Origin of the sequence: Plantactinospora sp. CA-290183, from assembly GCF_050936375.1 — a bacterium.
Classification (GTDB): Bacteria; Actinomycetota; Actinomycetes; order Mycobacteriales; family Micromonosporaceae; genus Plantactinospora.
In genome coordinates this window covers 24,840-37,216 of the sequence record NZ_JBNJMX010000008.1, presented here as the reverse complement: position 1 = coordinate 37,216, position 12,377 = coordinate 24,840, and the positions used below count along the sequence as shown (strand labels likewise).

At 72.1% G+C, this 12,377-nt stretch carries 13 protein-coding genes and 1 pseudogene; 8 read left to right on the top strand and 6 right to left on the bottom strand.

What is annotated here, in order from left to right; all coding sequences use genetic code 11:
- Window positions 1-166 precede the first annotated feature (166 nt).
- Window positions 167-1,909: a beta-N-acetylhexosaminidase gene (locus ACQEUR_RS15925; RefSeq protein WP_433031153.1), complete on the top strand. Its 1,743-nt coding sequence runs from the start codon at window positions 167-169 to the stop codon at window positions 1,907-1,909.
- Between the two features lie 60 nt (window positions 1,910-1,969).
- Here ACQEUR_RS15925 and ACQEUR_RS15920 read toward each other — a convergent pair whose 3' ends face one another.
- Window positions 1,970-2,383, bottom strand: coding sequence for a hypothetical protein (locus ACQEUR_RS15920; protein WP_433031150.1), 414 nt, complete (start codon window positions 2,381-2,383; stop codon window positions 1,970-1,972).
- On the bottom strand, window positions 2,380-2,826 hold the full coding sequence (locus ACQEUR_RS15915) for a hypothetical protein (protein ID WP_433031147.1): 447 nt from the start codon (window positions 2,824-2,826) through the stop codon (window positions 2,380-2,382). The genes ACQEUR_RS15920 and ACQEUR_RS15915 overlap by 4 nt, the downstream gene beginning before the upstream one ends.
- Before the next feature lie 478 nt (window positions 2,827-3,304).
- On the opposite strand from ACQEUR_RS15915, the gene ACQEUR_RS15910 reads away from it, so the two are divergent.
- Window positions 3,305-4,207: an AfsR/SARP family transcriptional regulator gene (locus tag ACQEUR_RS15910; protein WP_433031144.1), complete on the top strand. Its 903-nt coding sequence runs from the start codon at window positions 3,305-3,307 to the stop codon at window positions 4,205-4,207.
- 10 nt (window positions 4,208-4,217) lie between these two features.
- Here the strand turns inward: ACQEUR_RS15910 and dusB are convergent.
- Window positions 4,218-5,468 (bottom strand): annotated as a pseudogene (gene dusB / locus ACQEUR_RS15905) (tRNA dihydrouridine synthase DusB); the annotation flags it as partial.
- Window positions 5,469-5,643: 175 nt separating this feature from the next.
- On the opposite strand from dusB, the gene ACQEUR_RS15900 reads away from it, so the two are divergent.
- Window positions 5,644-6,684 carry a type IV toxin-antitoxin system AbiEi family antitoxin domain-containing protein gene (locus ACQEUR_RS15900; RefSeq protein ID WP_433031141.1) on the top strand — a complete coding sequence of 347 codons (1,041 nt, stop codon included), beginning with the start codon at window positions 5,644-5,646 and terminating at the stop codon, window positions 6,682-6,684.
- Here the strand turns inward: ACQEUR_RS15900 and ACQEUR_RS15895 are convergent.
- Complete coding sequence (locus tag ACQEUR_RS15895; protein ID WP_433031138.1) at window positions 6,654-8,033, bottom strand: glycine--tRNA ligase; 1,380 nt, start codon at window positions 8,031-8,033, stop codon at window positions 6,654-6,656. The genes ACQEUR_RS15900 and ACQEUR_RS15895 overlap by 31 nt on opposite strands.
- Window positions 8,034-8,081: 48 nt before the next feature.
- Between ACQEUR_RS15895 and ACQEUR_RS15890 the strand changes: the two genes are divergently transcribed.
- Entirely contained in the window at window positions 8,082-8,255 is a 174-nt protein-coding gene (locus tag ACQEUR_RS15890; protein ID WP_433031135.1) for a hypothetical protein, read from the top strand.
- Here ACQEUR_RS15890 and ACQEUR_RS15885 read toward each other — a convergent pair.
- A complete protein-coding gene (locus ACQEUR_RS15885) occupies window positions 8,248-8,805 on the bottom strand; it encodes a hypothetical protein (protein ID WP_433031132.1) in 558 nt (185 codons plus the stop codon). The genes ACQEUR_RS15890 and ACQEUR_RS15885 overlap by 8 nt on opposite strands.
- Before the next feature lie 25 nt (window positions 8,806-8,830).
- Window positions 8,831-9,172 (bottom strand): antibiotic biosynthesis monooxygenase, encoded by a 342-nt coding sequence (locus ACQEUR_RS15880; RefSeq protein WP_433031129.1) that lies wholly within the window; start codon window positions 9,170-9,172, stop codon window positions 8,831-8,833.
- 143 nt (window positions 9,173-9,315) lie between these two features.
- Between ACQEUR_RS15880 and ACQEUR_RS15875 the strand changes: the two genes are divergently transcribed.
- The 4 genes from ACQEUR_RS15875 (at window position 9,316) to ACQEUR_RS15860 (ending at window position 12,323) form a co-directional block, all read left to right on the top strand.
- Complete coding sequence (locus ACQEUR_RS15875) at window positions 9,316-9,573, top strand: hypothetical protein (RefSeq protein WP_433031126.1); 258 nt, start codon at window positions 9,316-9,318, stop codon at window positions 9,571-9,573.
- 95 nt (window positions 9,574-9,668) lie between these two features.
- Window positions 9,669-10,631, top strand: a complete 963-nt coding sequence (locus ACQEUR_RS15870) for a metal ABC transporter substrate-binding protein (RefSeq protein WP_433031123.1) — start codon at window positions 9,669-9,671, stop codon at window positions 10,629-10,631.
- Window positions 10,628-11,389 (top strand): metal ABC transporter ATP-binding protein, encoded by a 762-nt coding sequence (locus ACQEUR_RS15865; protein WP_433031120.1) that lies wholly within the window; start codon window positions 10,628-10,630, stop codon window positions 11,387-11,389. Before ACQEUR_RS15870 ends, ACQEUR_RS15865 begins: the two co-directional genes overlap by 4 nt.
- A 13-nt stretch (window positions 11,390-11,402) precedes the next feature.
- Window positions 11,403-12,323 carry a metal ABC transporter permease gene (locus ACQEUR_RS15860; protein WP_433031117.1) on the top strand — a complete coding sequence of 307 codons (921 nt, stop codon included), beginning with the start codon at window positions 11,403-11,405 and terminating at the stop codon, window positions 12,321-12,323.
- Window positions 12,324-12,377: the final 54 nt, after the last annotated feature.

The following is a 12,377-nucleotide window of genomic DNA, read 5'->3' as shown; positions in this document are numbered from 1 at the left end:
TGGGAACGATCCCACGGTCACCACTGAGCATTGCCGGGTCGTCGTCACCGCTTCGACATCACTGGTTCACAGTCGTACCACAGGGTGATCAGACCTTGACAGGCGGCCATTTCGAACGTACGTTTCACGGGATTTGCCCCGAATCATTTGCGGCTTCCCCCCGGAGATGCCTGCCGTGCGACCTACCACTTCCCCGCCCCGGTCCGCCCCGGACCCCACCACCGACGCCCAGGTCCGCCTCACCGACGTGCTGCCCGCCCCGGTGCGGGTGGAGCCCGCCGCCGGGGTCGAGTTCTTCCTGACCCCCGGCACGACGATCCGGACCACCCCGGCGCCCGCAGCCGGCGACGTCGGCCGCTACCTGGCCGAGCTGCTGCGCCGTCCCACCGGCTACCCGCTGCCGGTCGTGCCCGCCAACCCCGCCGAGGCGGCCGGCGGGATCTCCCTGCTGCTCGTCGAGGACGACGATCCGGCGGCCGGGACCACCCCACCCGCGACCCGGGCGCAACCGCCGGCGACCGACTCCCCCCGGGCGGCGACCGAGGGGTACCGGCTGGAGGTGACCGCGACCGCCGTGGTGATCCGGGCCCGGACCGCCACCGGGCTCTTCCACGGGGTGCAGACGCTGCGCCAACTGCTGCCGGCGAAGATCGAGTCCCGCCGGCGGCAGCCGGGCCCGTGGCGGGTGCCCGGCGGGTCGATCTCCGACCACCCCCGGTTCGCCTACCGGGGCGCGATGCTCGACGTGGCCCGGCACTTCTTCGCCGTACCGCACGTGCTGCGCTTCATCGACCACCTGGCCCGCTACAAGCTCAACCACCTGCACCTGCACCTCACCGACGACCAGGGGTGGCGGATCGCGGTGGACTCCTGGCCGAGGCTGGCCACCGTCGGCGGCGCCACCGAGGTGGACGGCGGCCCCGGCGGCCACTACACCAAGGAGGACTACCGGAAGATCGTGACGTACGCCGCCGCCCGGCACATCACCGTGGTACCGGAGATCGACCTGCCGGGGCACACCAACGCGGCGCTCAACGCGTACGGCGCGCTGGCCCCGGACGGGATCGCACCGCCGGAGTACACCGGCACCGACGTCGGCTTCAGCGCGGTGGCGGTGCACAGCGACCTGACGTACCGGTTCGTGGACGAGGTGCTCGGCGAGGTCGCGGCGCTCACCCCGGGACCGTACCTGCACATCGGCGGCGACGAGGCCTTCACCCTCTCCCCGGCGGACTACGCGGCGTTCGTGGACCGGATCCAACCGCTCGTCACCGGGCACGGCAAGGCGGTGCTGGGCTGGCACCAGATCGCGGCGGCCGGACACAGCCCGGGTCGGGTCGTGCAGTACTGGGGCACCGGCCAGGCCGACCCCGCGGTCGCCGCCGCCGTCGCGGCCGGCGCCCGCCTGCTGCTCTCCCCCGGCAACCGGACCTACCTCGACATGAAGTACGGCCCGGCCACCCCGCTCGGCAAGGACTGGGCCGGCTTCGTGGAGGTGCGCACGGCGTACGACTGGGACCCGGGTGCCTACCTCAGCGGCGTACCCGCGGAGGCGGTGCTCGGGGTCGAGGCACCACTGTGGACGGAGACGGTGGCCTCGGTCAGCGACATCGAGTTCATGATCTTCCCCCGGCTGCCGGCCATCGCCGAGCTCGGCTGGTCGCCGGCGTCGACCCACGACTGGGCGGACTTCCGGGCCCGGCTCGCCGGGCACGGACCACGCTGGACGCTGGCCGGCATCACCTTCCACCGCTCGCCCGAGGTGCCGTGGCCGGCCGCCACGCCGGCCCGCCGGGCGAGCATTCCGGCACCCCGGTCGGCCCCGGGCGAGCCGGACGGCAGCACCCCGAGCGGCGTACCGGAACCGGCCGGTGGCACGGACAGCGCGCCGGCGGCGCCGGCCGGCTGAGGTTGTGGTGTGGCACGGGCTCACCACGGAGCCCGTGCCACCCGATTCAGACCGCGAAGGTCAGCACAGCTCGGTGGAACCGCGCTCCCGGAGATGGGCGTCCGGGATCCAGCCCACGTAGAGCGGTCCGCCGTTGCCGTAGCGGACCCGGCTCCACGACTCGTAACCGCCCACGTTGTCGCCGTTTTCGATGTAGCAGTCGAGGGTGACCCAGTGCCGGTCCGGCACCATGACGACCCTGCTGCACCCGACGTGCGGCCCGGTCCGCATGTTCACCCCGGCCGTGCCGGACGCGGCGATCACCTGGTCGCTGCCGACATCCTTGTCCGAGTACCCGTGCGCGCAGCCGGCCTGGGCCGCCGAGCCGGTCAGGAACACCGTGGCGGCGGCCAGCGTGACCGTCGCCATGCCCACCGTCGACAACGCCCGGAACGCACGGAACGGCCCCGACCGGGTGTCCCTGCGCCGCATCACGCCTCGATCCACGGGGTGCACACCCAACCCGCGCCGGCGTGGTTGTAGCAGGCCCGGAACCGGTCGTCGTCCACGGTGCTGTTCGGCACCGTCGCGGTGTCCCGGGTGCCCTGGAACCCACCGATGACGCTCCGGGACTGGGTGTGCGAGGTCAGCCAGCCGTAGGTGCCGTTGACCTGCCGTTCGACCCGGATGACCCAGCTGTGCCCGATGCTCGCGGTCGCGTCGTCCACCGTGAGCCTGGTGTACATCGTGCAGCTGGAAGTGCTCCGCAGGTGGACGCTCGACCAGCTGCCGCCGTCCAGCCAACCCCCGCCCACGGCACCGCCGCAGGCGGCCGAGGCCGACGCCGGCGCGAGCGCCACCGCCGAACCGGTCAGACCCACCGCGAGGACGGCCAGCGTGCCCAACCGGCCCGCCCGGGTACCGAGTTTCGTGCTCATATTCATCACTGCCCCTTCGATCGTCGCCCTGGCGCGTCCAGGCCACCAGGACGCTAGAGACGCTCCCCATCGAGTCGTCATCGATCGACCCCGCGATCGACATCCTCTCCCGAGGCAGGTATGACGGCCTCCGGGCGCCGCTCGGTGAACGCCGTATTCCAATGTGGTGTTGTCGGTTTATCCCATCAGCCATCACATGACAGCTAATGCGGACAATGGCGGTATCCACCTTTTGCGCCGATCATTTCGCCGTCGGCACGGACCGTGGCAGGTCCCACAACGGGTCGGCGCCTACCGTGCGCGACCTTCCCCGGCCGCCTCGTCGAAGATCGAATGCCGCGCTCACCAGCGACGGATCGGGCCCGGACGGACGCAACTCGTTGACGTCTATACCGCCAGAGCCGCAGGCCATTGACATCCACCTACAGGCTCCGAGAGCATACGTCCCACCAACCGGACGACGATCGGGGGATCGTTCGTGGAGTTTCGGATTTTGGGCCCGCTCGCGCTGGCATCCGGCGCAGCGAACGACGTAGGTGGCCCTCGTGAACGCAAAATCCTTGCCGCCCTGGTACTGATGGCCAACGAGCCGGTGTCCACCCAATACCTCATCGACGTGGTGTGGCACGAGGCCCCACCGAGCACCGCACGTCAGCAGGTGCAGAACTGCGTCGGCGCGATCCGGAGCAGGCTGCGCCGGTCGGGCATCAGCGCCGAGATCGCCCGCCGCGCGACCAGTTACAGCCTCCAGCTCTGCGAGGAGCAGGCCGACGTCCTGGTGTTCCGGCGCCTGTGCGCGGACGCCGACCGGTTCGCGGCCCGTGGCGACATCGTCGGCAGCTGCGCCCACCTGCGGAACGCGCTCGCCCTGTGGCGCGGCCACGCCCTGGAGGACATCGACTCCGAGGTCCTCACGGGGCGTGCGGCCGCCCTGGAGGAATGCCGGGTCCGGGCGATCGAACAGTACGTCCGGCTGGAGATCACCCAGGACAGGGCGGGTGAGATCCTCGCCGACCTGTTCGGCTGGATACGGCAGTACCCGTACCACGAGGGGCTGCACGGCTTCCTCGCCGAGAGCCTGGAGAAGGTGGGCCGCACCGCGGAGGCGATCCGGGTCCTCCAGCAGTTGCGCCACCGTCTCCGCGACGACCTCGGCATCAAGGCGGGTGCGGCGGTGCTGGAGGTCGAACAGCGTCTCCTGCTGCGCTCCAGCCAGCCTCGGTCGGCGACCGGTCCGGCGGCAGAGAATCGCGGGGATCTGGTCCGCACCATCGAGTCCGCGATGTCGAGCCTCTCCGCCGTCCTCGACATCCTCGCCCACACCAATCGCCTCGGCCTGAGTGGACCCGGCAACGACCCCGGGGTGGTCACCGGTCGTTGAGCAACCCCGGTCAGCCGCCGGAGTCGGCCAGTTCGGCTCCGGCGGGCACCTCGGCGCTGTCCCGGTCCGCGAGCCAGCCGTCCGGTAGGAAGACCTTGCCCGGCGAGTTCGTCCGGCCGCGCGGCTGCCCGAGGGTGCTGGTCGGGAAGGGTTCGACGGCGTCCAGCTTCCCCAACAGGTCGTCCAGCTCGGCCAGGCTGTTCACCATCGCCAGCGACCGCCGCAACTCGGAGCCGACCGGGAAGCCCTTGAGATACCAGGCGACATGCTTGCGGAAGTCCACACACCCGTCGCGCTCACCGGCGCGTCCCCTGCCGGCGGCCCGTACCGCGCCGTCCACGCGGTCACCACCGGTCCCACCGTGGTCACCCGCGGTGCCGTCGCCCGCGCCGGGCTCACTTACGCCGTGCTCACCCGCGGTGCGGTCGCCACCGGCGTACCAGTCCACCAGCAGCTCCGCGTGCCGGCGCATGGTCGCCGACACCTCCCCCAGGGACGGCAGTCGACGTTCGGGCCGCCCCTCGAAGGCCGCCGTCAGGTCCGCGAAGAGCCACGGCCGCCCCAGGCAGCCGCGGCCGACGACCACCCCGTCCGCGCCGGTGTGCGCCATCATCCGCAGCGCGTCGTCGGCCTCCCAGATGTCGCCGTTGCCCAGCACCGGCACGTCCAGCGCCTGCTTCAGGGTGCCGATGGCGTCCCAGTCCGCGCTGCCCGAGTAGCGCTGCGCGGCGGTACGCCCGTGCAGGGCGACGGCGGCGACCCCGGCGTCCTGGGCGGCGAGCCCCGCCTCGACGTACGTCAGATGGTCGTCGTCGATGCCCTTGCGCATCTTCACCGTCACCGGCACACCGGCCGGGGCCGCCGCCGCCGCCACCGCCGCCCCGACGATCCGGGCGAAGAGCCGCCGCCGCCACGGCAGCGCCGCCCCGCCGCCCTTACGGGTGACCTTGGGCACCGGGCACCCGAAGTTGAGGTCGATGTGGTCCGCCAGGTCCTCCTCGACCACCATCCGGACGGCGGCGGCGGTGACCGTCGGATCGGTGCCGTAGAGCTGGAGGCTGCGCGGCCGCTCGTCACCGCCGAAGGCAACCATCCGCAGCGTCCTGGGGTTCCGCTCGACCAGGGCCCGGGTGGTCACCATCTCGCAGACGTAGAGCCCGCCGCCCTGCTCCCGACAGAGCCGCCGAAAAGCGACATTCGTGATCCCGGCCATCGGAGCGAGCACGACCGGCGGCCACACCGAATGCCCCCCCAACACCAGGGGTGTAAGGAAGGGCCCCTTCTTATCGCTTTTTGCATAGGAAGGGCCCCCTCCTAACCGCTCGCTCATAGCACACCTTTCACCGCACCGCTGCGTCGTACACAGGGCACCCGGTTATCCACAGCTTGCCGAAACAGCCCTGACAACGTACGCCGGCCCCGGGCAACCTGCACCGATGACCACAACCAACCCATCCGATGATCCGTCGAGCAGCATCAGTGATCTTGCCCTCCGGCAACAGCAGATTGTGACACGCGCCCAGTTGCTCTCCGCCGGCCTGGACGACATGCACATGTACCGGCAGACCCGGCGCGGCCGGTGGCAACGGATCCTTCCGGCAACGTACGCCCTCGTCACCGGCACGCTCACCGAGGAGCAGCTCCGCATCGCCGCGTCGCTGTACGTCGGTCGGGGCGCGCAGATCACCGGGCTGGCGGCCCTGAGCTGGTACGGCTTCCGTTACGTACCGAAAACCGACAAGCTGCACCTCGTCGTGCCCCACGGGGCGCGCCGGATGTCCGCCGGCCACGTGCTGGTGTGCCGAGCCCTCGCCCTCGACGACCGCGCCCGGGACGCCGGTCTCTACCAGGTGTGCTCCCCGGCCCGGGCCGTCGTCGACGCCGGTCGGGTGCTGCGTGACCTTCGTACGGTGCGGGCGATCCTGGCGGAGGCGATCCAGCGTGACTTCGCCGACCTGCCCGCCCTCGACGAGGAGGTGACCCGGGCCCGCCGCAGCCGCACGGCACTGGTCAGAAAGGCCTTCGAGGAGGTGGCGCGGGGCGTACGGTCCTCGCCGGAGGCGGAGCTGCGGGAGTGCCTGTCGGCGAGCCGCCTGCTTCCCGAGATCCTCTGGAATCCCCGGCTGGTGGGCTCGGACGGCGCGCGCCTGCCCACCCCGGACGGTTACCTGGCGGACGCGGCGATCGCCCTGGAGGTCGATTCGCAGGAGTTCCACTTCGCCCCGGCGGACTGGCACCGCACGATGGACCGGCACAACGAGCTCAGCCGGTACGGGGTGCTGATCCTGCACTTCCCGCCGGCCCAGATCCGGCGGGAGCCAGGGCGGGTACGTCGCATCGTGGAGGACGCGTACCGGTCCCGCCGCGGGTTCGGTGCCCGATGCGGGGTGTTAACAGGGGCCCCTTCCTCTACAGAAAGCGATAAGAAGGGGCCCTTCCTTACACCTCAGCAGCCGGGGAGGCGCTCGATCAGGTAGCGCTCCACCTGGTCCAACGAGACCCGTTCCTGGGTCATGCTGTCCCGGTCCCGGACCGTCACGGCGTTGTCCTCGAGGGTGTCGAAGTCGACCGTGACGCAGAACGGGGTGCCGATCTCGTCCTGCCGGCGGTAGCGGCGGCCGATCGCCTGGGAGTCGTCGAACTCGACCGTCCAGCGCTTGCGCAGGGCCGTGCTGAGGTCGCGGGCCTTCGGGGAGAGGGCGGGGTTGCGGGAGAGCGGGAGCACCGCCACCTTGACCGGGGCCAGCCGCGGGTCGAAGCGGAGCACGGTGCGCTTGTCCACCCCGCCCTTGGTGTTCGGCGCCTCGTCCTCGTCGTACGCCTCCAGCAGGAAGGCGAGGACGGCCCGGGTCAGCCCGGCGGCCGGCTCGATCACGTACGGGACCCAGCGCTCGCCCTTCTCCTGGTCGAAGTAGGACAGGTCGACGCCGGAGTGCTTGCTGTGCGTGGAGAGGTCGAAGTCGGTGCGGTTCGCGATGCCCTCCAGCTCGGAGAACTCGGTGCCACCGAACCGGAACCGGTACTCGATGTCGACGGTGCGCTTCGAGTAGTGCGAGAGCTTCTCCTGCGGGTGCTCGAAGAACCGCAGGTTCTCCTCGGAGAGGCCGAGGTCGAGGTACCAGTTCCAGCGCTCCCGCAGCCAGTACTCGTGCCATTCCTCGTCGGTGCCGGGCTCGACGAAGAACTCCATCTCCATCTGCTCGAACTCCCGGGTCCGGAAGATGAAGTTGCCGGGGGTGATCTCGTTGCGGAACGACTTGCCGGTCTGGGCGATGCCGAACGGCGGCTTCTTGCGCGCCGAGGCGGCCACGTTGTTGTAGTTGACGAAGATGCCCTGCGCGGTCTCCGGCCGGAGGTAGTGCAGGCCCTCCTCGCTCTCCACCGGGCCGAGGTAGGTCTTCATCAGGCCGTTGAACATCCGCGGCTCGGTGAAGGTGCCCTTGTTGCCGCAGTTCGGGCAGTTGAGTTCGGCGAGCGAGGCGGGCGGCTGCCCGTGCCGGGCCTCGTACGCCTCCTCCAGGTGGTCGGCGCGGAACCGCTTGTGGCAGGACTGGCACTCGGTCAGCGGGTCGACGAACGCGTCGAGGTGGCCGGAGGCGGCCCAGACGTCCCGGGCCAGGATCACCGCCGAGTCCAGGCCGACGATGTCGTCGCGTTGCTGCACCATCGTGCGCCACCACTGGCGGCGGACGTTCTCCTTCAGCTCCACGCCGAGCGGGCCGTAGTCCCAGGCTGACCGGGTGCCCCCGTAGATCTCGCTGGACGGGAAGACGAAGCCGCGGCGCTTGGCGAGACTGACGACGGCGTCGATACGGTCGGCTGGCATGGCTACCTCCTACACCGGCTGGCGGCCGGCGGGGACATGATCGGGACGATGAGCGGAACCTGGTTCGGAACGTTCGACGGGGGCATGACGGGCGACCGCGGGAACAACGGTACGGTCACCCCGGACCCGAGCCCAGCAATTTACTCCACCCCGGGGGCCGCGCCGCTGGCGCCCACCGGGGGAGCCCGGCGGGTGGGATCGGGGGCGGGGGCGCTCAGCTGACCGCGCAGACCTTGAACGCCCCGGTCGACCCGTCCTGGTCCAGTACCGCCCGGAGGTTGTCCTGACCGCCGCCGGTGTAGGTGACGTCGACCGGCACGGCCAACTCGGTGGTCACCGACACGTCGCCGACCTGGAACGAGGCGATCTCCGGTTCCGAGGCCACCCGCTCCTCGAACTCCCGGGGCGACTCGCGCCGCTTCGCGTCCGCGCAGAGCTGGTCGTACGCCTCGCCGAAGTCCTCCCGGCGGAGCGCGTCGAAGTAGTCGCCGACCACCGCCTGGGCCTGCTCGTTGACCGCCTCGGTCCCGGAGACGAAGAGCCCGACCAGCGCGGCGCCACCGCCACCGCAGCAGAGCAGGAGGGCCAGGGCGGCCACTCCGAGTCCGAGCCACATCCGCACCGTGCGGCCCTCGGTCGGGGGCGCGGCGAACGGGGGGACGGCGCCCGGCCCCGGCGGGACCGTACCGGCACCGGGCGGCGGGACCGGGGCACCGGGCGGGACCGGTCCGGGGTACGACGCCGGGAAGCCGGGCGGTCCGGGATTGGTCATGACGGCAAGGGTAGTGCCCGGAGTCTCATCGACCGGCGTCGCCGGCCCGGTCGCTGCGGGTGATCTCGACCGGCCCGTCCGGTTCGGCGCTGGCCAGCGTCTCGTACGCCGAGGGCTCGTCCAGGGACTCGGCGAGCAGCGGGGTGGCGTGCACCTTGACGTCGAAGGCGCCCAGGGCGCGGCGGTAGGTGCCGACGGACTCCCACTCGGTCACCAGGCACCAGGCGCGGGTGTCGTCGAGCGCCCGGAGCAGTTGACCGCGCCGGTAGCCGGGCCGGGCGGCGAGCACCCCGAGCGCGGTGTGCGCCCGCTCGGTGAAGGCGGCGGCGGCCTCCTCGGCGACCAGGAACCGGTTGGTGACGAGCACGTGTGCCTCCTTGCGGCGACGGGCCGTGTCCGCCGCGACCGGGGCTCGCCGGGGGCGGACCACGGGCCGCCCCGGAGCCGATGACGCCTCGGCCCGGGTGCGCCGGCCGGGGTGGCGGACGGTGACCTCGTAGAGTCTGTGGGATGCAGCGTACGCAGAGTGTCCTGCTGGCCCGCCTGGCCCGGGTCAACCCGACCGCCGTGTTCCTCGCCGCGCTGGTGGTGGTGCTGGTCGCCCTCTTCGCGCCGGGGATCATCGGCGGCGGGCTTTTGCTGCTGCTCGGCGCCGGGCTGGCCGCCCTGCTGGTCACCACCTGGCCGGTGCAGCGGCCGGCCACCCGGGTACTGCGGCTGGTCATGCTGACCCTGCTGGTCGGAATCGCCCTGGTCAAGATCCTCTGATCGGGACCTCCGCCGTGGTCCTGGAGGACGTGAGGCACTCTCATGCAAGCATGCGTTTTTGACAATCATTCTCATTGTCGCGGACAGTGGATGACATGCTGATCCGCTCCGCCTCCCGTACCGTCGCCCTCGCCGCCGCCGGACTGCTCGCGCTGGCCACCGCCACCGCCTGCGCCGACGACGCGGGCGGCGCCGACCCCGACCGGGTCGACGTCGTCGCCGCCTTCTACCCCCTGCAGTTCGTCGCGGAGCGGGTCGGCGGGGACGCCGTCCGGGTGACGAACCTGGCGAAACCGGGTGCCGAACCGCACGACCTGGAGCTGAACCCGGGTCAGGTCGGACAGGTCACCGAGGCGGAGCTGGTGGTCTACCTCGCCGGCTTCCAACCGAACGTGGACGAGGCGGTGGCGCAGCAGGCCGGCGACCGGGCGTTCGACGTGGCGACCGTGGCACCGCTGCTGGACGCCGCGGCCGGCGGGCACGAGCACGAGGGTGAGGGCGAGGGCGCCGCGGAGGAGCACGCCGAGGAGGCCGGCGGCGCCAAGGACCCGCACGTCTGGCTGGACCCGACCCGGCTGGCCGCGATCGGGGACCGGCTGGCCGAGCGGCTGGGCGGGGTCGACCCGGACCGGGCCGCCGACTTCACCGCGCGGGCCCGGGCGCTGCGCACCGAGCTGGAGACCCTCGATTCCGAGTACGCCCAGGGCCTGCGGACCTGCCAGCGGCGCGAGATCGTGACCAGCCACACCGCCTTCGCCTACCTCGCCGAGCGCTACCGGCTGGAGCAGGTCGGCATCTCCGGGCTCACCCCCGAGGACGAGCCCGCCGCCCAGCGGCTGGCCGGGGTCACCGCCGAGGCCCGCGAGCACAAGGCGACGACGATCTTCTTCGAGACGCTGGTCAGCCCCAAGGTCGCCGAGACCATCGCCCGAGAGGTCGGGGCGAAGACCGCGGTGCTGGATCCCATCGAGGGCCTGCAACCGGGCAGCACCGGGGACTACTTTTCGGTGATGCGCAGCAACCTGCAGACGCTTCGGACCGCCCTGGGCTGCTCGTGACCGGGCCCGTCGTCAGCGTCGCGCACGCCGCGGTCGCCTACGACGAGCGCCCCGTGCTCCGGGACGTCTCGCTCACCCTCACCGCCGGCGACGTGGTGGCGGTGCTCGGCGCCAACGGCTCCGGGAAGTCGACCCTGATCCGGGCGGTCCTCGGCCTGGTACCCCTGGCCGCCGGCGAGGTCACGCTCTTCGGAACCCCCCGGCGCCGCTTCCGGCAGTGGTGGCGGATCGGGTACGTGCCGCAGCGGATCGGTGCCGGCAGCGGCGTACCGGCCACCGTCGCCGAGGTGGTCGCCTCGGGCCGGCTGGCCCGCCGGGGCGTACTGCGGCCACCCGGACGCGCGGACCGGACGGCGGTGGCCGAGGCGCTGCGGGCGGTGGGCCTCGCCGACCGGGCCGGTGACCCGGTGGCCACCCTCTCCGGCGGGCAGCAGCAGCGCACCCTGATCGCGCGGGCCCTGGCCGGGCAGCCGGAGCTGCTGGTCCTCGACGAGCCGACCGCCGGAGTCGACGCGGCCAGCCAGGACGCCTTCGCGGAGGCGCTGCGCGGATTCGTCTCCGGCGGCGGTACGGTGCTGCTCGTCGCCCACGAGCTCGGGCCGCTCGCCACGCTGATCAGCCGTGCCGTGGTCGTACACGAGGGGAAGATCGCGCACGACGGCGCGGTGCCGGAACCGGCCGGGCACCACGCGGCGCCCGGACACGACCACGTCCACCCGCACGCGCCGGAGGAGTCGGTGGGGATGTGGGGCGGATGAGCGGGGTGCCGGCATGAGCCTGTTCCAGTACGACTTCATGATCCGTGCCCTGGTCGGGGCGCTGGTGATCGGGCTGACCGCCCCGGCGCTCGGCATCTACCTGGTGCAGCGGCGGATGTCACTGATCGGCGACGGTGTCGGACACGTGGCGCTGACCGGGGTCGGGGTCGGCCTGCTGCTCAACCGCTCCCCCGTGCTCGCGGCCGTGCTGGTCGCGGCGGTCGCCGCGGTCGCCATCGAGCTGGTCCGGGAGCGCGGCCGGACCTCCGGCGACGTCGCGTTGGCGCTGATGTTCTACGGCGGGATCGCCGGCGGCGTGATGCTGGTCGGGCTCTCCGGCAGCCGCAGCAACGCCAACCTGATGGCGTACCTCTTCGGCTCGCTGACCACGACCTCGCCGCAGGACCTGGTGGTGATCGTCGTGCTCGCGGTCGCGGTGCTGGCGACGATGATCGTCCTGCGCCCGGCGCTCTTCGCGATCTGCCACGACGAGGAGTACGCCCGGGTCTCCGGCCTGCCGGTGCGGGCCCTCAACCTGCTGCTCGCGGTGACCACCGCGGTGACCGTGACGATCGCCATGCGGGCGGTCGGGCTGCTGCTGATCAGCGCCCTGATGGTGGTGCCGGTGGCGACCGCGCAGCTCTTCACCCGGGGGTTCGCCGGCACGATGGCCGCCGCGATGGGGCTGGGCCTGCTCGCCTCCGGCTCCGGTGTCTGGCTGGCCGGCACCGCCAACACCGCGCTCGGGGCCACCATCGTGGTCCTGGCGATCGGCCTCTTCCTGGTGGTGGCGCTCGGCGTCGCGCTGCGCCGGGCGCTGGGCCGGCGCCGCGCCGTACCGGCCGTACCGCCGAGCGTCGAGCCCTGTGACGTGGTGCTGGACGCCGCTCCCGGCGCGGCGGCGCGGCCGTCCGACGCCCTTCTGGGGCGCTGAGCCGGGTACCCGGCCGCCCCGACACCGGCAGTTGACCTTGACATCGGTCGGGCG

Coding starts and splice junctions, on each gene's coding strand:
- ACQEUR_RS15925 (WP_433031153.1), top strand. CDS start 167: ATGCCTGCCGTGCGACCTACCACTTCCCCGCCCCGGTCCGCCCCGGAC.
- ACQEUR_RS15915 (WP_433031147.1), bottom strand. CDS start 2,826: ATGAGCACGAAACTCGGTACCCGGGCGGGCCGGTTGGGCACGCTGGCC.
- ACQEUR_RS15900 (WP_433031141.1), top strand. CDS start 5,644: ATGACCACAACCAACCCATCCGATGATCCGTCGAGCAGCATCAGTGAT.
- ACQEUR_RS15895 (WP_433031138.1), bottom strand. CDS start 8,033: ATGCCAGCCGACCGTATCGACGCCGTCGTCAGTCTCGCCAAGCGCCGC.
- ACQEUR_RS15890 (WP_433031135.1), top strand. CDS start 8,082: ATGAGCGGAACCTGGTTCGGAACGTTCGACGGGGGCATGACGGGCGAC.
- ACQEUR_RS15885 (WP_433031132.1), bottom strand. CDS start 8,805: ATGACCAATCCCGGACCGCCCGGCTTCCCGGCGTCGTACCCCGGACCG.
- ACQEUR_RS15875 (WP_433031126.1), top strand. CDS start 9,316: ATGCAGCGTACGCAGAGTGTCCTGCTGGCCCGCCTGGCCCGGGTCAAC.
- ACQEUR_RS15870 (WP_433031123.1), top strand. CDS start 9,669: ATGCTGATCCGCTCCGCCTCCCGTACCGTCGCCCTCGCCGCCGCCGGA.
- ACQEUR_RS15860 (WP_433031117.1), top strand. CDS start 11,403: ATGAGCCTGTTCCAGTACGACTTCATGATCCGTGCCCTGGTCGGGGCG.